The 22099-nt window shown below is 59.6% G+C and carries 19 protein-coding genes and 1 pseudogene; 11 read left to right on the top strand and 9 right to left on the bottom strand.

Features of this window, described 5'->3' with window-relative positions; translation table 11 throughout:
* Window positions 1–199: pseudogene (gene glyA / locus ACR0FE_RS19440) on the bottom strand (serine hydroxymethyltransferase); the annotation flags it as partial.
* A gap of 167 nt (window positions 200–366) precedes the next feature.
* Here glyA and ACR0FE_RS19435 point away from each other — a divergent pair.
* Window positions 367–1128, top strand: coding sequence for an NAD kinase (locus ACR0FE_RS19435; RefSeq protein ID WP_170609519.1), 762 nt, complete (start codon window positions 367–369; stop codon window positions 1126–1128).
* 277 nt (window positions 1129–1405) lie between these two features.
* On the opposite strand, the gene ACR0FE_RS19430 is transcribed toward ACR0FE_RS19435, so the two are convergent.
* The 4 genes from ACR0FE_RS19430 to ACR0FE_RS19415 form a co-directional block, all read right to left on the bottom strand.
* Entirely contained in the window at window positions 1406–2848 is a 1443-nt protein-coding gene (locus ACR0FE_RS19430; protein WP_480909371.1) for an amidase family protein, read from the bottom strand.
* Between the two features lie 94 nt (window positions 2849–2942).
* On the bottom strand, window positions 2943–4832 hold the full coding sequence (gene prpE, locus ACR0FE_RS19425; RefSeq protein ID WP_480914744.1) for a propionate-CoA ligase PrpE: 1890 nt from the start codon (window positions 4830–4832) through the stop codon (window positions 2943–2945).
* Between the two features lie 231 nt (window positions 4833–5063).
* Complete coding sequence (locus ACR0FE_RS19420) at window positions 5064–5453, bottom strand: GFA family protein (protein WP_170808224.1); 390 nt, start codon at window positions 5451–5453, stop codon at window positions 5064–5066.
* Between the two features lie 43 nt (window positions 5454–5496).
* Window positions 5497–7770 (bottom strand): NADP-dependent malic enzyme, encoded by a 2274-nt coding sequence (locus tag ACR0FE_RS19415; RefSeq protein WP_480914733.1) that lies wholly within the window; start codon window positions 7768–7770, stop codon window positions 5497–5499.
* A gap of 236 nt (window positions 7771–8006) precedes the next feature.
* On the opposite strand from ACR0FE_RS19415, the gene ACR0FE_RS19410 reads away from it, so the two are divergent.
* From ACR0FE_RS19410 to upp, 7 genes are all read left to right on the top strand, one after another.
* Complete coding sequence (locus tag ACR0FE_RS19410) at window positions 8007–8642, top strand: hypothetical protein (protein WP_321251765.1); 636 nt, start codon at window positions 8007–8009, stop codon at window positions 8640–8642.
* Complete coding sequence (locus tag ACR0FE_RS19405; protein WP_480490358.1) at window positions 8611–9708, top strand: cupin domain-containing protein; 1098 nt, start codon at window positions 8611–8613, stop codon at window positions 9706–9708. The genes ACR0FE_RS19410 and ACR0FE_RS19405 overlap by 32 nt, the downstream gene beginning before the upstream one ends.
* A gap of 103 nt (window positions 9709–9811) precedes the next feature.
* Window positions 9812–10204, top strand: coding sequence for a cytidine deaminase (locus ACR0FE_RS19400; RefSeq protein WP_170609530.1), 393 nt, complete (start codon window positions 9812–9814; stop codon window positions 10202–10204).
* A 4-nt stretch (window positions 10205–10208) separates the two neighbouring features.
* Window positions 10209–11516 carry a thymidine phosphorylase gene (locus tag ACR0FE_RS19395; protein ID WP_480914742.1) on the top strand — a complete coding sequence of 436 codons (1308 nt, stop codon included), beginning with the start codon at window positions 10209–10211 and terminating at the stop codon, window positions 11514–11516.
* On the top strand, window positions 11513–12724 hold the full coding sequence (locus ACR0FE_RS19390) for a phosphopentomutase (protein ID WP_480490353.1): 1212 nt from the start codon (window positions 11513–11515) through the stop codon (window positions 12722–12724). The genes ACR0FE_RS19395 and ACR0FE_RS19390 overlap by 4 nt, the downstream gene beginning before the upstream one ends.
* Window positions 12721–13707 (top strand): adenosine deaminase, encoded by a 987-nt coding sequence (locus tag ACR0FE_RS19385; protein ID WP_480914730.1) that lies wholly within the window; start codon window positions 12721–12723, stop codon window positions 13705–13707. Before ACR0FE_RS19390 ends, ACR0FE_RS19385 begins: the two co-directional genes overlap by 4 nt.
* Complete coding sequence (gene upp, locus ACR0FE_RS19380; RefSeq protein ID WP_480914728.1) at window positions 13704–14336, top strand: uracil phosphoribosyltransferase; 633 nt, start codon at window positions 13704–13706, stop codon at window positions 14334–14336. Before ACR0FE_RS19385 ends, upp begins: the two co-directional genes overlap by 4 nt.
* Before the next feature lie 107 nt (window positions 14337–14443).
* Here the strand turns inward: upp and ACR0FE_RS19375 are convergent, their stop codons facing one another.
* Window positions 14444–15457: a hypothetical protein gene (locus ACR0FE_RS19375; protein ID WP_480914727.1), complete on the bottom strand. Its 1014-nt coding sequence runs from the start codon at window positions 15455–15457 to the stop codon at window positions 14444–14446.
* Window positions 15458–15608: 151 nt separating this feature from the next.
* Here ACR0FE_RS19375 and ACR0FE_RS19370 point away from each other — a divergent pair, with 151 nt between their 5' ends.
* From ACR0FE_RS19370 to ACR0FE_RS19360, 3 genes are all read left to right on the top strand, one after another.
* Window positions 15609–16544 carry a DMT family transporter gene (locus tag ACR0FE_RS19370; protein ID WP_480914725.1) on the top strand — a complete coding sequence of 312 codons (936 nt, stop codon included), beginning with the start codon at window positions 15609–15611 and terminating at the stop codon, window positions 16542–16544.
* Entirely contained in the window at window positions 16541–17191 is a 651-nt protein-coding gene (locus ACR0FE_RS19365) for a sulfotransferase family 2 domain-containing protein (RefSeq protein ID WP_480914723.1), read from the top strand. The genes ACR0FE_RS19370 and ACR0FE_RS19365 overlap by 4 nt, the downstream gene beginning before the upstream one ends.
* A gap of 231 nt (window positions 17192–17422) precedes the next feature.
* Window positions 17423–18148, top strand: coding sequence for a Hint domain-containing protein (locus ACR0FE_RS19360; protein ID WP_480914721.1), 726 nt, complete (start codon window positions 17423–17425; stop codon window positions 18146–18148).
* A 52-nt stretch (window positions 18149–18200) separates the two neighbouring features.
* Here the strand turns inward: ACR0FE_RS19360 and ACR0FE_RS19355 are convergent, their stop codons facing one another.
* Genes ACR0FE_RS19355 through ACR0FE_RS19345 form a run of 3 tightly spaced genes read right to left on the bottom strand, consistent with a single transcriptional unit; the run spans window position 18201 to window position 22092 of the window.
* Complete coding sequence (locus tag ACR0FE_RS19355; protein ID WP_170619494.1) at window positions 18201–20399, bottom strand: 3-hydroxyacyl-CoA dehydrogenase NAD-binding domain-containing protein; 2199 nt, start codon at window positions 20397–20399, stop codon at window positions 18201–18203.
* Window positions 20396–20881: a cupin domain-containing protein gene (locus tag ACR0FE_RS19350; protein WP_321251785.1), complete on the bottom strand. Its 486-nt coding sequence runs from the start codon at window positions 20879–20881 to the stop codon at window positions 20396–20398. The genes ACR0FE_RS19355 and ACR0FE_RS19350 overlap by 4 nt, the downstream gene beginning before the upstream one ends.
* Entirely contained in the window at window positions 20881–22092 is a 1212-nt protein-coding gene (locus ACR0FE_RS19345) for an acetyl-CoA C-acetyltransferase (protein ID WP_170808238.1), read from the bottom strand. Before ACR0FE_RS19345 ends, ACR0FE_RS19350 begins: the two co-directional genes overlap by 1 nt.
* Window positions 22093–22099: the final 7 nt, after the last annotated feature.

Genomic DNA, 22099 nt, shown 5'->3' with positions numbered 1-22099 from the left:
GATAGCCTTCGGCGTATTTGTTGGTCATCACCGAGCCCTGCGCCTCCATCACTGCGGCGCTGACGATGTTTTCGGACGCAATCAGCTCGATCTCGTCGCGCTGGCGGCCCAACTCGGACCGGATCGAGCCGAAAAGCTCAGGATCACGATCCGAAAGAGACTGGGTGAAAAAACCGGTGTCACGAAGATTGGCGTTCATGGGGGCTCCACATGGCTGGGAATAATCTTGCGGATTTCCTATCGGAAACGACATACATGCAAAAGTCGTAAAGCGACGAATTGGCCCGTTATGGCGTCAAGTCTGGCCTATCGGGGAAAGGTATGTTTGTTTCGGAACCAAATGTGCAGCACCGGAAACCCGTTTACATGATTCAGAGAATCGCCTTTCTTGCCAGCGACGCCAAGGTGGCCCAGATTGCGCGGGATGCGCTGGTCGCCCGATACGGCAATGCCGCGCCTCGGGACGCAGATGTTGTGGTCGCGCTTGGGGGCGACGGGTTCATGTTGCACACCCTGCACAACATGCAACATCTGGATACGCCGGTTTATGGCATGAACCGCGGAACCATCGGCTTTCTGATGAACGAGTTCAGTGAAGGTGACCTGATGGAGCGGCTGGCCGCTGCCGAGGAGGAGGTCATCAACCCGCTGGCCATGCGCGCCATGGATCAGTCCGGCAAGATGCACGAAGCGCTTGCAATCAACGAAGTGTCGTTGCTGCGCGCCGGACCGCAGGCCGCGCGTCTGAAGATCAGCGTGGATGGCAGGGTTCGCATGGCTGAACTCATGTGCGACGGTGCATTGTTGTCCACGCCTGCCGGATCTACCGCCTACAACTACTCGGCCCACGGCCCGATTCTGCCGATCGGGTCGGATGTTCTGGCGCTGACCGCGATTGCCGCATTTCGCCCGCGCCGCTGGCGCGGCGCTCTGTTGCCCAAGATCGCGCATGTCAGGTTTGATGTGATCGAAGCGGATAAACGCCCGGTCATGGCGGATGCGGATTCGAACTCATTCCCTGACATAGATTGGGTTGAAATCCGGTCCGAGCCGTCAATCACACACCGAATTCTGTTCGATCCCGGCCATGGTCTTGAGGAGCGTCTGATTTCTGAGCAGTTTACCTAAGCTGTCCAGTTTGAACATTTTTTCGGTTTGTGTGAACCAGTTCACAGGAAAGTGCTTTATCATTCGTTAATCTGAACTTGCCCGGAGAACACGCTAAGGCGGGAGTGAGTGGCCGCCAACAGCGTATTCGAAATGATTGCGCAGTTTTCGCGCTGGCGAGGGTGGGTGGTGCTACGCTCGTCATCAGAAATTCGGGCATATTTTAGTATGCGGACCCCGGGCACAAAAACCCGGGGTCTATTTTTGTCAGCTGCGTTGTCAGGGTTTAGGCCGAGGCTCAGCGTGCCCCTGATTCCATTCTGTCCCACAGCGGAAAACACATCTGCCCGACGCGGGCTTCGATCGCGGCCGCGGCATCAACCGCCAGGTCTTCACGCCACCGCCGCGCAGCGATCTGCACATTGATCGGCTGAGGGCCTTTAGGCAGGCTTGCAAGCCGGGCGGGAACGCATGCGGCCGGCAGACCCAGAAAGTTCATCGCGTACGAGTAGACGGCGCAGCCGAGAACCTCGTGAACACCTTCGGCCCCCTCTGTGTCACGATCGGGTCCAAAGAAGGGTTGCGGCAGAAATGGGGACAGAACCAGCGCGTAGTCCTCCATGAACAGTGACCATTGCCTTGCATAGTGGCTGCGTTCCGCCAGCATGCGGATCAACTCGGTTCCCACGATCGGCGGAAATTCCTGGAAATACACTTCAAAGACATCCCGGATGGTCTGCGACCCGACCGCTTCGATGTCGCTTTTCATCAGGGTCAGAACCTCGCCCATCAGTGCGCGATACCCATTGCGTCCGCAGTCGAACACATCCGGCGTTTCGACTTCGTCTACCTGATAGCCCGCGTCCGTCAGCGCATCGCGTGCGGTTTCCAGCGCCTTTTCAACTTCGGGGTGCAGGTCGTAGCCGTATGTGTTCTTCGTAAATGCAACCCTGATCGGGGTATCCGGGTTCTCGGTCCGCCAGGGCAGGGGAACGTGGAACGGATCCCGCGGGTCAGGGGTAATCAGACAAGGCATGGACAGGTGCAGGTCGGCAGCAGAACGTGCGATCAGCCCCTGCACCGACATGGACTGTGCCAGTAACCCGCGTTCGGCCTGTTGGCTGGGGTTCCAGGCTGGTACCCTGCCCAGACCGGGTTTGACCGTCACCGCGCCGTTGGCAGCTGCCGGAAATCTCAGACTGCCACCGATGTCGTTGCCATGGCCCAGTGCGCCGATGCCGGCCATCACGGCAGCGCCTGCACCGCCAGACGACCCGCCGGGCGAGATGTGCCTGCCCCAGGGGTTGTGCGTGCGACCATAAAGCGGATTGTCGGTGTCCGCGCGGAACGAGAATTCAGGTGTATTCGTCCGGCCGATCACGACCGCGCCTGCCTTCAACAGATTGGCAACCACCGGGGCGTCGTCGGGTGCGATGACATCCTTCAGGGCAGAAACGCCGTTTGTTGTCGCGTGGTACTTCTGGTCCACATTGACCTTGATGGTGACGGGAACACCGTGCAGCGGGCCTGCAGACGCGCCTTTGGCGCGCGCCTTGTCCAGTTCTCGTGCGCGTTCAAGGGCTTGCACACTCAGGTCGTCTACGACCGCATTCAGGTCCGGGTTGATCTCGTGCATCCGGTCCAGCGCGCCTTGCACGGCGGCCTCGGCGCTCAGTGCGCCGCTGCGGGTTTGGCTGGACAATTCGGTGGCGGTTAGTCGCCAGAGTTCTTGATCTGTCATGGGCCCTCTCTGTCTCAGAGTGACAGTAGGGGGCCGGTAACAGGTTGCAAGCGAAAGGCGAAAAGCGGGCGACGGTTTGTCGCCCGTTTCTGGGTTACTGAGCGTAACCGATGGTTTTCAGGGCTTCGGCGATCTCATCCAGAATGGCCGGATCGTCGATGGTTGCGGGCATCTTGTGGTCCTTGCCATCTGCAATCGAGACCATGGTACCCCTAAGGATCTTGCCCGACCGTGTCTTGGGCAAGCGGTCGACCACGACAGCAAGCTTGAACGCCGCAACAGGCCCGATCTTTTCGCGCACCATTTTGACGACATCCTGCACGACCTCGGCGTGATCTTTATCGCAGCCGGCGTTCAGGCACAAAAAGCCAACTGGCATCTGCCCTTTCAGCTGGTCCGAGACGCCGATGACCGCGCATTCGGCGACGTCGGGATGGGCGGCCAGGACCTCTTCCATCCCACCTGTGGACAGGCGGTGGCCGGCCACGTTGATCACGTCGTCGGTGCGCGCCATGATATAGAGATAGCCGTCCTCGTCGATCATCCCCGCGTCACCGGTTTCGTAATAACCGGGGAACTGATCCAAATAGGACTTGCGGAACCGGTCCTCGGCGTTCCAAAGGGTCGGCAGAGTGCCGGGCGGCAGGGGGAGTTTGACCGCGATGGCCCCAAGCTCGCCCGCCTGAACCGGGTGGCCTGCCTCATCCAGAATCTGCACGTCATATCCTGGCATCGGCTTGGCGGGTGATCCCAGCTTGACCGGCAGTTCCTCGATCCCCAGCGGGTTGCCGGCAATGGTCCAGCCCGTTTCGGTCTGCCACCAATGGTCGATCACCGGAACTTTCAGTGCGTTCTGCGCCCATGTGATCGTGTCCGGGTCTGCACGTTCACCTGCCAGGAACAGTGCCCTCAGGCAGGACAGGTCGTAATTCTTAAGCATGTCGCCCAAAGGGTCTTCGCGCTTGACAGCGCGGATGGCCGTTGGGGCGGTGAAGAAGCTGCGCACGTTGTGTTCAGAAATCACCCGCCAGAAAGTGCCCGCATCCGGGGTGCCGACCGGTTTACCTTCGAACACGATCGTCGTGTTGCCGTGGATCAGCGGCGCGTAACAGATATAAGAATGACCGACGACCCAGCCCACGTCCGAGGCGGCCCAGAACACATCGCCCGGATCAACGTTGTAGATGTTCTTCATTGACCAGTTCAGCGCCACAAGATGCCCTGCGGTAGGGCGCACAACACCTTTGGGCGCGCCGGTCGTTCCCGAGGTATAAAGGATATAGGCTGGATCGTTGCCATCAACCGGCACACATTCCGCCGGTTCAACGCCGTATTGGAAGCCATGCCAGTTGAAATCGCGCCCTTCGATCAGCTGCGCCACTTCCTGTTCGCGCTGGAAGATGACGCAGAATTCGGGGTTGTGACTCGCCATCTCGATGGCGCCGTCCAGTAGCGGCTTGTAGTGCACCACTCGACCGGGTTCCAGCCCGCAAGACGCCGCAATGATCGCCTTTGGTTTCGCGTCGTCGATCCGAACGGCCAGTTCATTGCTGGCAAAACCGCCAAACACGACCGAGTGAACAGCCCCCAAACGCGCGCAGGCCAGCATCGCCTCAAGCGCTTCGGGGATCATGGGCATGTAAATGATGACCCGGTCGCCTTTCTCGATCCCCTTGGCCCGCAGCGCCCCGGCCAGCGTTGCAACGCGGTTGCGCAGTTCGACATATGAGATTTCGCGTTTTGTATGGGTGATCGGGCTGTCGTAGATTATGGCCGTCTGCTCACCCCGACCGTTTTCGACATGCCGGTCCACCGCATTCCAGCAGGTGTTGACCTTGGCGTCACAGAACCATTCATAGAGCGGGGCATTGTCGTCAAACAGCGCTTTGCTTGGCGGCTGTACCCAGTCGATCCCCCTGGCGGCGTCCATCCAGAACGCCTCCGGATCGGATTTCCAACTCTCATAGATGTCCTGATAAGCCACGGCATCGTCCTCCTCAAAATCCCTTGCCAGTGTGTTAGGCATCTGCCGCCTGTCGGACAAGCGGCTGAAATGACGACGCGTCAGTTTACCGCGAATTATTTGCAGATACCGGGAAAATGGGCTGCAAAGTTTTGCAAATCGCCCTCCCTATCAAGGTGAATTGGCAACAAAGCCTTTGTTTTGCAAAACTGCAAATTATTAGTTGCAAATGGTCGCGGAATCACGGAGCGTTCAGTTTCCGGTCTTGGCGTATCGGGGCAAGCTGTCCTGAATATCCAGCCACGGCAGGTGATCTGTATGGAACACGTGAAACCGGGGCGAAACTGTTTCCGGGTTTTCCAGCGTCGCGATGTAAAGGTGGATGTTCACCGTGTCCCCTGCATTGCGGTACGCCATCTGAGTTCCACAGGCCGCGCAGAACAACCGCTCGACATCCGGAGATGACCGATAGACCGCAGGTGGATCGCCAGACCAGGTCACCGATTCATGCGGCAATCCGAAAAATGCGGTAACAGGGGCGGCGCAGTTGCGGCGGCAATCTGTGCAGTGGCAATAACAACTCCACGCTATGATGCCGTCACTTTCCCAACGGACGGCCTTGCAGTGACAATGCCCCTTCATGGTGCCCCCTCCCGAAAACGGCGGCCTATGTCAGGCCACCCCATTAACCGTAATGCGCAACCGGGGTTCCGGCAATGGCCGCCATGTTCAACAAGCCGCGCGCCGTGATCGAGGGCGTCACGATATGCGCCTTGTTGCCCATGCCCATCAGAATGGGACCGACTTCGATTCCGTCCGCTTTCATCTTCAGAATGTTTCGCACCCCGCTGGCGGCATCCGCGTGGGCAAAGATCAATACGTTGGCAACGCCCTGAAGGCGCGAATTTGGGAAGATACGCGAGCGAAGCTCGGGGTCCAGCGCAACATCCAGGTTCATTTCACCTTCATAGGTGAAGTCCCGAGGTTTGGAGTCCAGAATATCCAGCGCGGCGCGCAGACGTTTGCCAGAACCTTCGGCCTGATTGCCGAATTGAGATTGCGAGCAGAACGCGATTTTCGGCTCAAGCCCGAACCGCCGCACGTGGCGGGCCGCCCCGATTGTCGTTTCAGCAAGTTCTTCAGGTGTGGGCAGTTGCCGGACATGTGTGTCGGCAATGAAAAGGGGACCGTCTTCCAGAATCATCAGGGACAGCGCGCCCTGCGCACGAAGATTTCCGTCGTCCAGAACCTGTTCGACATAGTTCAGATGCCAGCGATATTCACCAAAGGTGCCACAGATCATGCTGTCGGCTTCTTCACGCTGGACCATGATGGCGGCAATCGCGGTCGTGTTGGTGCGCATGATCGCCTTGGCCAGATCCGGAGTGACGCCCCGGCGCTGCATGACCTGATGGTAAGAGTTCCAGTAATCGTAGTAACGCGGGTCGTTTTCCGGGTTCACGATCTGAAAATCCTGCCCCGGCCGGACAGTCAGGCCCAGCTTTTCGCAGCGTGCATCGATCACCTCGGGTCGGCCAATCAAGATCGGTGTTTCCGTAGTTTCTTCCAGGATCGCCTGTGCCGCGCGCAGAACCCGTTCGTCTTCGCCTTCGGCAAAGACAATTCTGCGCGACGCTGCGGCTGCGGCCTCGAACACCGGACGCATCAGCAGGGCCGATTTGAAAACAGTCTGGTTCAGGCTTTCCTTATAAGCCTCGATATCCGAGATCGGCCGTTTGGCCACGCCACTGGCCATTGCCGCCTTGGCAACCGATGACGATACAACGCCCACCAGACGCGGATCGAACGGTTTCGGAATCAGATAATCCGGCCCGAACGTCAGTTGTTCTCCCTGATAGGCGGCAGCGGCTTCCGCGCTGGTGGTGGCGCGGGCCAGTTCGGCGATGCCATCGACGCAGGCAATCTGCATGTCATCGTTGATCTCGGTCGCGCCGACATCCAGGGCACCGCGAAAGATGAAGGGAAAGCACAGCACGTTGTTGACCTGATTGGGAAAATCGCTGCGGCCCGTTGCGATGATCGCGTCCGGAGCAACCTCTCGGGCGGCATCCGGCAGTATCTCAGGGGTCGGATTGGCCAGGGCAAAGATGATCGGGCGATTTGCCATCTTTGCGACCATCTCGGGCTTCAGGACATTCGCGCCGCTGAGTCCCAGAAACAGATCTGCATCGCCAATTACATCATCCAGTGTGCGCAGGTCTGATTTCTGCGCGAACTGATCTTTGTGTGGGTTCATATCTTCGGCCCGGCCTTCGTAGACCAGCCCGTGAATATCGCACAGCCAGATGTTCTCGCGCTTGACCCCCAGTTTGACCAGCATCATCAGACAGGCAATGCCCGCCGCACCGCCGCCAGTTGACACCACCTTGATGTCTCCGAACTTCTTGCCGGCAACGTGCAGGGCGTTCTTGGCCGCGGCGCCAACGACGATGGCCGTTCCGTGTTGGTCATCGTGAAATACCGGGATGTTCATCCGCTCGCGGCACAGTTTTTCGACGACAAAGCAATCCGGTGCTTTAATGTCCTCCAGATTGATAGCGCCGAAGGTCGGTTCCAGCGCGCAGACGATATCCGCCAGCTTTTCCGGGTCGGGCTGGTCCACTTCGATATCGAAACAGTCGATACCAGCGAATTTCTTGAACAGAACCGCCTTGCCTTCCATCACCGGTTTCGAGGCCAGCGCGCCAATATTGCCAAGCCCCAGAACCGCGGTGCCGTTTGACACGACACCCACCAGGTTCCCGCGCGACGTATAAAGCTCGGCATTGGCGGCATCCGATTTGATCTCAAGGCTGGCCTCGGCCACACCGGGCGAATAGGCACGCGCCAGATCGCGGCCATTGGCCAGCGGTTTGGTCGCTTTTATCTCAAGTTTTCCGGGCTTCGGGTGGGCGTGATAGTCAAGCGCGGCCTGCCGCAGGCTGGGTGTGTCGGACATCGGTGAACAAGCTCCTTCCCGGAATTTGGTTTAGTGTTAAACTATATTTTCTGACTTGGCTATGCGGTCTAATGCGTAGGCCGGAATTGGCCGAGAGTGACAGGCTGGTTGAAATTGTTCGTGGTTCTTTTACACGGAGTGGACTTTCACTGCAGCGAAGCGCAAAATCAGGCATGAGCATAAAAGACAACACGCGGCCGGAGAAGGCCGTTTCAGGCAACCAATCTTCATTTGGAATGGAAAAGTCCGGATTCCGCGTGGCAATCGCGCTGATGGCCCTGATCCTGTGCGCCGTTGTGATTTGGCCCCTGCAGGCCGAGCAGCTCAACCAGGAAGGGGGGCCGTTCGAAACGATTTCGGCCGCCGCGCTGCTTGCTGCCGGGCTGGCGGCACTGGTGCGGTTTCCCGGATTGAAACGTCTGTACATCGGTGTGACCTGCCTGCTTCTGGCCGAGCGAGAGCTGGAAGCAGACATTTATTCCGAAGGAACCGTGCCGTTTATGATACTGAGCGGCCTGGATGACATTCTGGACATGACGCTGATCCGGGTCGTGCTTGCGGTCATCATACTGGGCGGTGCCATTTGGCACGGGGTGCCCAACGCACGGCTTGCGCTGAAACAGCGCGCGCCGTTTTTGCTGATCTTCGTTCTTGCCGGGCTGTCGGCTGTGGTGGCCCAGCTTCTGGAAGAGGTCTCGGGACTTTTTGACGAGACGCTGTCCCCGATTATGGCGATCCGTCTGTTTGCGCTGGAAGAAACGCTCGAGATGTTCTTTTCGATTGGCATTTTGGCCTCTGTTCTGATCGGATGGCCCAAATCGAATATTGAAGAGAAGCCTGATGACCAGCAGCAAAAGTCCGACACTCGCTGAATTCCGTCTGCCCACGAACGAACTGCGCGACGACATCCCGTTTTATACCAGAACGCTGGGGATGCGGATGGATATGATCTATCCCGCCGATGACCCCCGTGTTGCGGTGTTTTCGGGCCATGGCTTGCGATTGCGCATCGAAAAGGACGCGCCCGAGGCGCCCGGGACCTTGCGAATCCTGACCGAGGATCCGGATCGGTTTGCCGATGGCGAGCGTGTGCTGGTCGCCCCCAATGGAACTCGCATAGAAATTGACGACCGCAACCCGCCGCTGGTGATGCCGGAAACGGTGCATTCCTTTGTCGTGCGCAGGCTAAAGGACCAGGCGCCGTGGATCATTGGACGGGCGGGTATGCACTATCGCGATCTGGTGCCTGATCGGCTGGGCGGGTCGATCATCGCCAGCCACATCCGTATCCCCGATGGCGGCCCGGTGCCCGACATGGTGCACTTTCACAAGGTCGGGTTTCAGCTGATCTTCTGTATCCACGGCTGGGTCGATGTTGTGTACGAGGATCAGGGCGAAAAGATGCGCCTGACGGCGGGCGATTGCTTTATCCAGCCTCCGGAAATCCGTCACCGCGTGCTCGAGGCCTCGGACAATGTGCAGGTGATTGAGATCGGTGTACCCGCGGAACATGTCACGGAAATCGATCATGACATGGATCTGCCCACCCCTCATTTCCGGCCCACGCGGGAATGGCAGGGGCAGCGGTTTGTGTACAATCAGGCCAAAGATGCCGAGTGGGGGGAGTTCCGCTTGCCGGGATATATCTGCCGGGACACCACGATTGCGGAAAACACTAAGGGCGTTGCCGGGGTTCAGGTGGTAAAACGGGGGCAGGGCGAACCGGTCTGGGCCAGTCATGATACCGATATCCATTTCACCTTCGTGATGAACGGTCAGGTGACGCTGGAAGGGGAAGGACGTGATCCCTATCGGCTGGAACAGGGCGACGCCTTTGTGATCCCGCCGGGGATGCGCACGCGCCTTGCGGACCCGTCCGATGATGTCGAGCTGCTGGAGGTCACATTGCCCGGGACCTTCAATACAACGCTGGGTTAAGCCAAGATCGGATCAGGAAACATGCGCCGGGGGCTTCAAATCCCCCGGCTCTTTCCATTAGGGTATGGCATTCTGACCAGATGATCAAAAATTGGGAATCACCATGCCTTTGAAAGACGCCGCCCTGTCCGTCCGGGAAAACGCTTACGCGCCGTATTCGAAGTTCAAAGTGGGCGCGGCGATCCGGTCGAAGTCCGGAGTGATCTTTTCCGGCTGCAACGTGGAAAATGTCGCCTACCCGGAAGGCACCTGTGCCGAAGCGGGTGCGATTGCCGCGATGGTGGCCGCGGGTGAGCAGGAACTGACCGAGGTTTATGTTGTCGCCTCAAGCCCGCAACCGGTACCGCCTTGTGGCGGATGCCGTCAGAAGCTGGCGGAATTCGGCAAGCCGGACGTCAAAGTGACGCTTGCGACAGCAACCGGAACTGAGCTTGAGACAACCATCGGACAGCTTCTGCCCGGCGCGTTCGACGCCTCTCATATGGAGGATGTCTGAACCTATGGACGCCCGTTCGATCATCGCAAAACTGCGCCGGGGTGACGTTCCGACCAGTGCAGAGCTGAACTGGTTCGCCCAGGGTTTGGCCGATGGTGCCGTCAGTGACGCGCAGGCCGGGGCGTTTGCCATGGCAGTTTGCATGGGCAGTCTGGGCGCACAGGGCCGCGCCGATCTGACCGTCGCGATGCGGGACAGTGGAGAGGTGCTGAGCTGGGATCTGGACGGTCCGGTGATCGACAAGCACTCGACCGGTGGGGTCGGGGATTGTGTCAGCCTTGTGCTGGCGCCGGCGCTGGCCGAATGCGGGGCCTATGTTCCGATGATCTCGGGGCGTGGCCTTGGCCATACCGGCGGGACACTGGACAAGCTTGAGGCCATTCCAGGGGTCAGCACCCAAATCAGTCAGGACCGGTTGGAGCAGATATTGCGCGAAACCGGTGCGGCCATCGTCGGCGCAACCGGCCAGATTGCGCCTGCGGACAAACGCCTTTACGCGGTGCGCGACGTGACGGCGACAGTTGAAAGCCTGGATCTGATCACGGCGTCGATCCTGTCGAAAAAGCTGGCAGCGGGCCCGGATGCGTTGGTGCTGGACGTGAAGGTCGGTTCCGGTGCGTTCATGAAAACGCTGGATGCTGCTCGAAATCTGGCGCGGGCCTTGACCGAAACAGCAAACGCCGCCGGTTGTCGCACTTCGGCAGTGATCACCGATATGAACCAGCCTCTGGCCTCGGCGCTGGGCAATGCGCTGGAAATAGCCGAGGTGATGAAAACGATGACCAGCGGCCAACCGACGCCTCTTGCCGAGCTTTCCTCCGAATTGGGTGGTGTGTTGCTTAAAGATGCGGGAATGTATGCCTCGATTGACGAGGGGCGCAGGCAAATCGCCGATGTGATCAGGGATGGTCGGGCGGCGGACCGATTTGGCCGCATGATGGCGGCGGTGGGCGGTCCGGTCCATCTTGTCGAAAACTGGGAACGCTTTCTGCCCGAAGCGAATGTCATTCAGGAAGTTGCGGCCCAACACAGCGGCTATATCACAAGCATAGACGGCGAGGCGCTGGGTCTGGCTGTCGTCGCGCTGGGTGGCGGGCGGCAGGTCGAAGCCGACGTCATTGACCCGGCAGTGGGCATTTCTGACATCGTGCGATTGGGGCAGCAGGTATCACAGCGCGAGCCACTGGCCGTGGTGCACGCCGCACGCGAAGACGCGGCCCGGCAAGCCGCAGAGGCGATTTTGCAGGCCATCACGATCAGCGAAACGCCCGCACCGATCCCCGATCTCGTCCATGAAAGGATTACCGCATGAGACGGGCTTTCCTTGTCGTCATGGACTCTGTCGGTATTGGCGGCGCAACGGATGCGGATCAGTTTTTTAACGGCGAGGTCCCTGATACGGGTGCCAACACCGTGGCCCATATCGCGCAGGCCTGCGCGGAAGGGCGGGCCGAAGATGGCCGATCGGGTCCGCTGCACCTGCCCAACCTCGACGCGCTGGGGTTGGGAGCGTCTGTGCGTCTGGCCTCAGGCGATGAAACACCGGGGCTCGAGGTCGAACCAACCGGCCTCTGGGGCTGCGCGCACGAAAATTCGCTGGGCAAGGACACGCCTTCGGGCCACTGGGAACTGGCCGGACTGCCGGTGCCGTGGGACTGGCACTATTTCCCGGACACCACGCCCGCATTCCCCGCTGATCTGAGCCGCGCGGCGGCAGAGGCAGCCGGAACAGACGGGATACTGGGCGATTGCCACGCCTCGGGCACGAAAATCATTGCCGAACTAGGAGCCGAACACATGCGGACGGGCTGGCCGATCTGCTACACCTCGGCCGACAGCGTGTTCCAGATTGCCGCGCATGAGGAAAGCTTTGGCCTCGACCGTCTGCTGCAGATGTGCCGGACGCTGGCCCCGATGCTGCATGACATGAAGATCGGCCGCGTTATCGCGCGCCCGTTTATCGGCTCGCCCGAGGGCGGGTTCACCCGAACCACCAACCGCAAAGATTTTGCCATTCTGCCGCCCGCGCCGGTTTTGACCAACTGGGCTCAGGATGCCGGCCGCCGCGTTCACGCTGTGGGCAAGATCGGCGACATTTTCTCGATGCAGGGGATTGATACTTTGCGCAAGGGCTCGGACGCCGAACTGATGGGGCACCTGTCTGATCTGGTGGACGAAGCTGAAGACGGCAGTCTGACCTTTGCCAATTTTGTGGAGTTTGACAGTCTCTATGGACATCGCCGCGACATCAGCGGCTATGCCCGCGCGCTGGAATGGTTCGACCGCGAAATCGGCGCGATCCTGATAAAACTGCGCCCGGGTGACCTTATGGTGCTGACCGCCGATCATGGAAATGATCCTAGCTGGACCGGCACAGACCACACACGCGAAAAGGTGCCGGTGCTGATCGCAGGGCGGGGCGCAGGGCAGATCGGTGCGGTCAATTTCGCCGATGTCGCCGCCAGCATCGCGCATCACCTGAACATTCCGGCACATGGACCGGGACGGAGTTTTCTATGACTGTCGCAGACCTGCCCAAGATCGAGTTGCATCTGCATCACGAAGGCGCGGCTCCGCCCGCCTTCATTCGCCAACTTGCGCATGAAAAACGCATTGATCTGAGCGGTATTTTCAAGCCCGACGGCTCCTATGACTTCCGCGATTTCGCCCATTTCCTGAGCGTTTATGAGGCTGCCTGCGAAGTACTGAAATCGCCCGAGGATTTCCGCCGACTGACCCTGGCTATTCTGGAAGAAAGCGCTGCCAATGGTGTGGTGTATTCGGAAACCTTCCTGAGCCCCGATTTCTGCGGCGGTGGCGATGTGCACGCCTGGCGCGATTACCTGAATGCCATTCAGGACGCCGCGGATGAGGCTGAGCGCAAGTTCGACATCACCCTGCGCGGCGTCGTCACGTGTGTTCGCCATTTTGGCCCGGACAAGGCGAAACTCAGCGCCCGTTGCGCGGCCGAAACCTCAGGCGACTGGATCACGGGCTTTGGCATGGGCGGCAACGAAGGGGTCGGCGCGCAGGGCGATTTCAAGTGGGCGTTTGATTGCGCCCGCGAGGCAGGATTGCGGCTGACCACCCATGCGGGTGAATTTGGCGGACCGGACAGTGTGCGCGATGCGGTGCGCGCCCTGGGGGTCGAGAGGATCGGACATGGTGTGCGCGCTATCGAAGACCCCGACCTGATGTATGAACTGGTCGACCGGGACATCACGCTTGAGGTTTGTCCGGGGTCCAATGTGGCGCTGGGCCTGTATCCGGATTTCAGCGCCCATCCGATCGCAAAGTTGCGCGATGCGGGCGTCAAGGTCACCGTCTCAACCGACGATCCGCCGTTTTTCCATACCACCATGCGACGTGAATATGAGATGCTGAACGCAGCTTTCGGCTGGGAGGCCGAGGATTTCAGCGCAATGAATGATACGGCCCTCAATGCGGCCTTCTGTGATGAAGACACCCGTGCGCGGGTCCAAAAAAGACCGGAGAAAACATGAGCGAACATCTGACCGTCGTTGATCATCCGCTGGTGCAGCACAAGTTGACGCTCATGCGGGACAAGGGTACATCGACCGCCGTTTTCCGGCAGTTGCTGCGGGAAATCACCCTGTTGCTGGCCTATGAGGTCACGCGAGAACTAAAGCTGACGACCCGCAACATCGAAACCCCGATGGAGGAGATGGACGCCCCCATTCTGGCCGGTAAGAAACTGGCATTGGTGTCGATTCTGCGCGCTGGCAACGGGATGCTGGACGGTGTGCTGGAATTGATCCCGTCGGCGCGGGTGGGCTTTGTCGGATTGTATCGCGATGAAAAGACGCTGAAACCTGTCCAGTATTACTTCAAAGCGCCCGAAGGACTGAAAGACCGCCTGGTCATTGCTGTGGATCCGATGCTGGCCACAGGCAACAGTTCAGCCGCTGCGATTGATCTGCTGAAAGAGGCAGGCGCGAGCGATATCCGTTTCCTCTGTCTGCTGGCCGCGCCCGAAGGGGTCGCGCGGATGAAAGAGGCCCATCCGGATGTGCATATCGTGACGGCCGCGCTGGATCGCGAACTGAATTCCAAGGGCTATATCATGCCCGGATTGGGCGACGCCGGCGACCGGATGTTCGGTACCAAGTAAGCTGTCTGCGGCGTTTCGGGTGTAAGGTGAGGCACGAAATCCCTGCCCCGCCTACGGCGTATTCGGGGTATTCGTGTCGGAGAGTGTTCAGGTAAATCCCGAACGCTTTATTCACCACAGATGTTTTGCAGCCGGACCCAGTCGCGGTCAGGCAGGACCTGCTCCTGGGATCGGCCCACCATCGGGTCGGCCTCGATCAGGCCCAGAACCGTTTCGCCGGTGATATCACGCGCGTAGGCGTAAGGTGTCGAGGGCAGGGCTGCCTGAGCAAACACGGCCAGCAATTCCTGATCGGGCAGGGATGGGCGCGGTTCCGAAAGGACCTGCTCGGTGTAACTGTCGATGATCTGCGGTGTCAGTTCACCGGTCGTCAGCAACCGGAATGCGGTTGTCGGGCCGGTGCGGTCCAGCAGGTCATCAAGCGGGTCATGTGCCTCGGCCCGAGCGCGTTCGGCGATGACATATCCTGCCGCCACCGCCGGGTCTTCATGATCCTCGACCAGCGTTCGGCTCAGCAGCACCGTGCCGCCGGGCAGGCTAAGGCTGTTCTGCACCCCGGCAGGCAGGATCACGATCTGCCGTACACCGGTCCTTTTTGCCAGCATATCCAGCGCGGCCTTGGCATCTTCCGATACACAGGCGCGCCCGGAGACCCTTTCGATGCGTTGCAGGATGGTATCGCCGATGTCCTGCCGCTTGATCTTGGGAACGACTGAAACAACGTGGCTTTGCAAGGCAACCGGCAGCCAGAGCAACAGCAGGGCCGCCACGGCGGCGACTACCCCGCCGACACTCAGCCAGCGCAGTCGGCCAGGGTGCGGACGTGACCGTTCGATTGCACGTTGCAGCCTGTCGATCGCTTCGATCATCGTGGTTTCGGATTCGGCCAGTTCCAGCGTTTCATCCGGGTCGCCGTCAGGGTTGAAAATGGCCGGGTAGCCGCCCGGATTTTGTCGCTCCAGCGCGGCCAGGGACCAGTGGGTCAGCGCACGGTCATTGAAATCCGATATCGTCAGCGTGGCCTCGCCAATTGACACGACCACCTCGCGCCGCTGCATATCGGGCGAGGGCCGCCACAGACCGGTGGCTTCGATCCGCTGGTACTGTTTTAGGGCCGTCATCGGGGCGAGGTCTGCTCAAAATTATTTTGATCCAGCTTAGCATGATAAATTTACGCGGCGCAAACCTGTTGAACCGTATTTGGCACTTGCGCCCGGTATCCGGATGCGGGGAAATACGCGGGTCCGGCAGCGAAGGCGAAAATTGAACAGAATGCAGACAGGCAACCCATCTTCACCCGTTTTGGCCTCTGGCCTCATGATCGGCGCAATGGCCATCATCGGGGTGATCGACAATGTCGTGGTTCTGGTGGCCGAAACGATCGGTCTGTGGCAATTCCACCTGAGCCGCGCAATATTGATGCTGCCGCTGGTGCTTCTGTTGTCACTGCTTGGGTTGGGCGGATTGCGCCCGATCCGCCCGGGCATTGTTCTTTTGCGAAGCGTCCTGATGACGCTGGCCATGCTGTTTTACTTCTCGTCGCTTGCTTTGATGCCGGTTGCTCAGGCGTTGGCGGGGTTGTTTACGTCCCCGATTTTCGTGTTGCTGATTTCGGCCCTTGGTCTTCGGCAGAAAATCGGGCCCTGGCGAATTCTGGCTGCGCTGCTCGGGTTTCTAGGATTACTTCTGGTTCTGCAACTCAATCCGGCGGATTTCGATGCCAGAACCCTGTTGCCGGTTGCAGGCGGGTTTTTCTATGCGCTTGGGGCGATCCTGACACGGTCCCACTGCGCGCAGGAAAGTACGGTCGTCATGCTGGGGGGGATGGTAATTACACTTGGTATTGCTGGCGCGCTGGGGCTGACGGGGTTTTCGATCTTTCCGGTCGGTGCGGAACCGGGCCCGGAAGGGTTTGTGACCCGGGGCGTGGTCTGGCAGATACAACCCTCGCTTCTTTGGGTGGTGGTCCAGGCCGTTGGGTCAACCATTGCTGTTTTCATGCTGATCAAGGCGTATCAGGTTGGTGAGCCATCCTATGTCGCAATTTTCGAATACTCGGTGATGATCTTCGGTCCTGCGTTTGCGTGGGCGGCCTTCGGCCAATCAATCGATGGCATCCAGATCGTCGGCATCGGGCTGATCGTGCTGGCCGGAGCCCTGCTGGGCTGGCGTTCGATGCGTGCGTCGGCGGAACAGGCCGTGGCGTGATCGTTTCCCGGCGCAGGTCGTATGTGTTTGTCCACATCCCCAAAACGGGCGGCACGTCGCTTGCATCGGCGCTGGAACAGAGGGCAACGAAGGATGACATCCTGATCGGAGACACGCCCAAGGCGCGGAACCGTCATCGACGGCAAAAGGACTTACGGGCCAAGGGCCGGTTGTGGAAACACTCCACCCTGGCGGATATCGACGGGCTTGTCCCGCCCGAGGTGTTAGAGCGCATGTTCACTTTCACGCTGGTCCGCAACCCCTGGGATCGGCTTGTCAGTTACTACCACTGGCTGCGGGACCAGAAATTTGACCACCCCGCAGTGTCGCTGGCAAAGGTGTCATCATTTGAAGAATTCTTGCTGAACCCGGCCACGCTTAGGTCAATTCAGGCGCATCCCGCGCGGCGCTACATGACGCGGGCAGATGGGCACGAGCAGTGCCGAGCCTTTATTCGGCTTGAGAAGTTCGAGGAGGATGCTGAACCGTTGTTCGCGCATCTCGGTTTCAGGCTGACCCTTCCGCATCTCAACGGGTCCGAAAGAGAGGTGGATTATCGGCAGTACTATTCCACGCGAACCCGAAATGCGGTGTCGGATGCCTGCGCGGAAGATATCGGAAGATTCGACTACCGGTTCCACTCCTGATCCCGTCACCGTTTCCGAATTTCCGGCAAGCCTGTGAAAAACAATCGCATTGTTTGCTGATTGTGGGTCAATTGGGCCGGAACAGGCTCAATTCGGGCTAAAATATGTCAAAACTAAGACAGCGCGCCTGATCACATGATACCCACGTTTCAATGTTTATCTGTGCCAAGGGGGGCTGGGCACGTGTTTGAAGTAGTGAGTGTTACTGATTTATCAGATCATGCGCGGAAGATGGACGACGTCCTGTCGCGCAATGCAACGTTGTCGCGCCGGGGCGGGTTTGTCCACGGCACCAAGATTGCAACGACCCGAGGCTGGAAGCCGGTGGAACGCATTGCGGCAGGTGATCTTGTCCGAACATTGGACCATGGTTTCAAGGAAGTACGCCGAATTGCGACTGACAGGGTGAGCATCGCAACGGGCGAAACGCGCGCAGAATATCTGCCCGTCTACGTGCCGTCGCGTGCGGCGTATAATGGGCGTCCTGTCTGGCTGATGCCAGAACAGGGGGTGGCGCTGGACATAAGCCGGATTGAACCGGGCACCGAAGGCGTGTCTGTGATCCCGGCCCGGATGCTCAGCGGAATGTGCCGGATGACCTCGCAAGCACCGTCCACAACCTTCGATGTCAGCACGTTTTTTTTCGATTGTGACGAGGTGGTCTTCCTTGAAGGCGGGTTGCAGGCCTATTGCCCGGCAAGTCGCTTTGGATCGCGCGGGTCCCCGGATCAGCCTTCATACCAGATCGCCGAGGCGCAGGACACCGACCACCTTGTCGATCTGATCGCATACAAGGGCGAACTATCAGCCCTTGCAAACCCGTTGGGTGCGCTGCCCGCGCCCATCCCGCAAGAACCGATTTTTCCCGTCAGGCCACAGTTGGGAGTGCGCCGCCCGGGAAGACCCGGCAGGCCGAATTTGCCAGCCCTGTTCTTGCGGCCTGAATGGCAGACCTAACCAAACACTAAGAAAACGATGCAGGCGCGTATTACGCGCCTGCATCACTTGTTCAGGCGGCCTTGGCCTCGGGCGCGAAGCGGCCATAGAACGTCTGGCCCTTATCGGCCATCTCACGCAGCAGCGGCGGGCAGGCGAACCGTTCGCCGTATTGCGCTGCCAGCTGGTCGCAGCGTTCGGCGGCGTAAGGTGCGCCAATGATGTCCAGCCAGCTTAGTGGGCCACCGGACCACGGGGCAAAACCCCAGGCCAGAATGGCACCCACGTCACCTTCGCGGATATCCTCCAGAACACCTTCTTCCAGCGCGCGGACCGCTTCCAGAACCTGTGCGAACATCAGGCGTTCTTGCACTTCGATCAGGTCGGGCTGATCTTCGGCCAGCGGGTATTTGTCTTGCAGACCTTTCCAATACCCGACGCGCTTGCCCTTTTCGTCATAGTCGAAGAAGCCTGCATTTGCCTTGCGGCCCAGACGTCCCTGTTCTTCCATCCAGAAGATCAGATCGTCCGAGGGGCTTTCGGGATAGGCATCGCCCATCGCCGCCTTGGTTGCGCGGGCAATCTTGGCGCCCAGATCAATCGAGGTCTCATCGGTCAGCTGTACCGGCCCGACCGGGAAACCCAGTTGACGTGCGGCGTTGTCAACCAATGCAGGGCTGACGCCCTCGGTAATCATGCGCGCACCTTCGTTGATGTACGGGATGATGCAGCGGTTGCAGTAGAAGAACCGCGCGTCGTTGACGACGATCGGTGTCTTCCGAATCTGACGCACGTAATCCAGCGCCTTGGCAACCGCACGATCCCCGGTTTCCTTGCCTTTGATGATCTCGACAAGGAACATCTTCTCGACCGGCGAAAAGAAATGGATGCCGATGAACTGATCCGGCCTCACGCTGGCCTTGGCCAGATCGGTGATCGGCAGGGTCGAGGTGTTGGAGGCAAAGATGCAATCTTCGGGAATGATCGCTTCGACCTTTTTGGTCATGTCGGCCTTGACTGCGGGGTCTTCGAATACCGCTTCAATAATCAGGTCGCAGCCTTTCAGATGCTCCAGATCGGGCGTCGCGGTGATGCGGGCCAGCATGGCTTCTTTCTTTTCAGCCGTGACCTTGCCGCGCTTGATACCTTTGTCCAGGTACGCTTCGGTATAGGCCTTACCCTTGTTGGCGGCCTCCTGATCGCGGTCGATGAGAACGACTTCCATTCCGGCCTGAGCGGACACCAGCGCGATGCCCGCGCCCATCATGCCCGCGCCCAGAACACCGATCTTCTTAACCGACTGGTCCGGCACACCCTGAGGTCGCACTGCGCCTTTCTCCAGCGCTTCCTTGTTCAGGAACAGGCTGCGGATCATCGCTGACGAGGACGGGTTCATCAGGATCGAAGTGAACCAGCGCGCCTCGATCCTCAGGGCTGTGTCGAAATCGACCAGAGCACCCTCGTAGACCGCGCTCAGCAGGGCCTGAGCGGCCGGGAACGCGCCTTGTGTCTTGCCGTTGACCATCGCCGAAGCGCCAACGTAGTTCATGAAGCCAGCCGGATGGTACGGCGCACCACCGGGCATCTTGTACCCCTTTGCATCCCAAGGCTTGACCAGATCCGCATCGCTGGCGTTCAGCACCCATTCCTTCGCGGCGGCCAGCGGGTCTTCGACGACCTCATCGACCATTCCCGCACCCTTGGCCTTGTTCGGCTCCAGTGTTTTGCCTTCCAGCAATAGCGGAGCCGCACCAACGGCACCCAGCTTGCGGACCATGCGGGTGGTTCCGCCCATGCCCGGGAAGATGCCGATCATGATTTCGGGCAGGCCGATCTTGGCCTTCGGGTTGTCGGCGCAGAAAATGCGATGACAGGCCAGTGGCACCTCAAGCCCGATCCCCAGCGCGGTGCCGGGCAGGGCGGCGGCAATCGGTTTGCCGCCCTTTTTGGTCTTCGGGTCCATTCCCGCCAGTTCGATCTTACGTAGAATGCGATGCCCGTTCATTGTGAAATCGAACATGGCCTGCGCTGGTTCATCGCCCGACTTCTCGCGGATCGATCCCAGCACGTTCAGGTCCATACCGGCGGCAAAGCTGTCCTTGGCCGAGGTGATGACCGCACCCTTGATGTTGTCATCTGAAAGAACCTGATCGATCATCTCTTCGATAAGGGCCAGCGCCTCGACGCGCAGGATATTCATGCTTTTCTCGGGTACGTCCCAGGTGATGATGGCAACGCCGTCGGCGTCCACTTTCATGGTGAAATCAGTCATGTCTCGTCTCCGATCTGGTCAGCCGTCAGCGGGCTGCCGTCTTTGCGGGTGAAGCGAAAGCCGTGGGCATCGAACTTCACCATCATGTCTATGTCGCTATAATATCCGGTCTCGGTCGGGGTCCGCGTGCCCACCACCAGAAAGGTCGCGGGCGCATCGGTTTTGTTTACAAGGTGATGGCCATTGGCCTCACCTGCGGGCCAAGCGGCGCAATCGCCGGGCTGCATCTCATGCTCGCCATCGTCATCGATCAGCACGCAGGTGCCAGTGAGCATGATGGCAAACTCGTCCTGCTCCATATGATAATGGCGCAGCGAGGACATGCCCTGCGGTTCAAGCCGCACGATGTTGACCCCGTATTGGGACAGCCCGCCGGCATCTCCGACCGGTTGAACAAAGCGGCCATCGCCAGCTTTGGCCAGCTTGCCGGGGTAACCCGAACCGCCCCGGAAAGGGATTTGAGAGAGATCCAGCTTGGGCATCAGACACGCTCGATAATCGTTGCCGCACCCATGCCGGACGCGATGCAAAGCGTGGCCAATCCGGTTTCCTTGTCCTGACGCTCCAGCTCATCCAGAAGCGTGCCGATGATCATTGCGCCGGTTGCACCCAGTGGGTGACCCATCGCGATCGAGCCGCCGTTGACGTTGACCAACGCCGGGTCGACGTCGAACGCCTGCTGGAAGCGCAGCACGACTGAGGCAAAGGCTTCGTTCACTTCGAACAGGTCCAGATCGCTGATCTTCATGCCGTTGTCGGCCAGGATTTTTTCGGTCACCGGAACCGGGCCGGTCAGCATGATGGTCGGGTCGGTGCCGATCTTCGCGGTTGCCTTGATGCGCGCGCGGGGTTTCAGGCCGTATTTCTCGCCGAATTCCTTGTTGCCGATCAGAACCGCGGCCGCACCGTCCACAATGCCCGAGCTGTTACCCGCATGATGAATGTGATTGATTTTTTCCAGATGCGGGTATTTGAGCATGGCCACCTTGTCGAAGCCGGGCATCTGCTCACCCATCATCGCAAATGAGGGGTTCAGCGCGCCAAGGCTCTGCATGTCCGTGCCGGGGCGCATATATTCGTCGCGGTCCAGAATGGTCAGCCCGTTCTGGTCCTTTACGGTGATAACCGACTTTTCGAACCGGTTGTCTGCCCATGCTTCTGCTGCGCGCTTTTGGGATTCAACCGCCAGGGCGTCGGCGTCATCCCGGCTGAAGCCATATTCCGTCGCGATGATGTCGGCCGAAATGCCCTGTGGGACGAAATACGTGCTCATCGCCAGAGAGGGATCAACGGCGATGGCGGCGCCATCGCTGCCCATGGGTACGCGGCCCATCATCTCGACGCCGCCAGCGATGTACGCGTCGCCAGCACCGCCTTTCACCTGGTTCGCCGCCAGGTTCACCGCTTCCATGCCAGAGGCGCAGAAACGGTTGATCGCGAGACCGGGGATCGACTGGTCCAGATCGGACGCCAGCACGGCCGAGCGCGCCAGACAGCCGCCCTGTTCCATCACCTGCGTGACATTGCCCCAAATCACGTCCTCTACGGCGTGGCCTTCGAGGTTGTTACGCTCTTTCATCGCGTTCAGGGTGAGGGCGGACAGGCGCACCGAGGTTACCTCGTGCAGGCTGCCATCCTTGCGGCCCTTGCCGCGCGGAGTGCGCAGAGCGTCATAGATATAGGCTTCGGTCATGGGTATT

Source organism: Ruegeria sp. K7 (assembly GCF_056531785.1).
Note: the sequence above shows the minus strand (reverse complement) of the source record. Positions and strands in the feature narration are given on the sequence as shown.

Coding starts and splice junctions, on each gene's coding strand:
- ACR0FE_RS19360 (WP_480914721.1), top strand. CDS start 17,423: ATGGACGACGTCCTGTCGCGCAATGCAACGTTGTCGCGCCGGGGCGGG.
- ACR0FE_RS19355 (WP_170619494.1), bottom strand. CDS start 20,399: ATGACTGATTTCACCATGAAAGTGGACGCCGACGGCGTTGCCATCATC.
- ACR0FE_RS19345 (WP_170808238.1), bottom strand. CDS start 22,092: ATGACCGAAGCCTATATCTATGACGCTCTGCGCACTCCGCGCGGCAAG.
- ACR0FE_RS19375 (WP_480914727.1), bottom strand. CDS start 15,457: ATGACGGCCCTAAAACAGTACCAGCGGATCGAAGCCACCGGTCTGTGG.
- ACR0FE_RS19390 (WP_480490353.1), top strand. CDS start 11,513: ATGAGACGGGCTTTCCTTGTCGTCATGGACTCTGTCGGTATTGGCGGC.
- ACR0FE_RS19430 (WP_480909371.1), bottom strand. CDS start 2,848: ATGACAGATCAAGAACTCTGGCGACTAACCGCCACCGAATTGTCCAGC.
- ACR0FE_RS19420 (WP_170808224.1), bottom strand. CDS start 5,453: ATGAAGGGGCATTGTCACTGCAAGGCCGTCCGTTGGGAAAGTGACGGC.
- ACR0FE_RS19350 (WP_321251785.1), bottom strand. CDS start 20,881: ATGCCCAAGCTGGATCTCTCTCAAATCCCTTTCCGGGGCGGTTCGGGT.
- ACR0FE_RS19405 (WP_480490358.1), top strand. CDS start 8,611: ATGACCAGCAGCAAAAGTCCGACACTCGCTGAATTCCGTCTGCCCACG.
- ACR0FE_RS19415 (WP_480914733.1), bottom strand. CDS start 7,770: ATGTCCGACACACCCAGCCTGCGGCAGGCCGCGCTTGACTATCACGCC.
- ACR0FE_RS19410 (WP_321251765.1), top strand. CDS start 8,007: ATGGAAAAGTCCGGATTCCGCGTGGCAATCGCGCTGATGGCCCTGATC.
- upp (WP_480914728.1), top strand. CDS start 13,704: ATGAGCGAACATCTGACCGTCGTTGATCATCCGCTGGTGCAGCACAAG.
- ACR0FE_RS19385 (WP_480914730.1), top strand. CDS start 12,721: ATGACTGTCGCAGACCTGCCCAAGATCGAGTTGCATCTGCATCACGAA.
- ACR0FE_RS19435 (WP_170609519.1), top strand. CDS start 367: ATGATTCAGAGAATCGCCTTTCTTGCCAGCGACGCCAAGGTGGCCCAG.
- ACR0FE_RS19370 (WP_480914725.1), top strand. CDS start 15,609: ATGCAGACAGGCAACCCATCTTCACCCGTTTTGGCCTCTGGCCTCATG.
- ACR0FE_RS19400 (WP_170609530.1), top strand. CDS start 9,812: ATGCCTTTGAAAGACGCCGCCCTGTCCGTCCGGGAAAACGCTTACGCG.
- ACR0FE_RS19395 (WP_480914742.1), top strand. CDS start 10,209: ATGGACGCCCGTTCGATCATCGCAAAACTGCGCCGGGGTGACGTTCCG.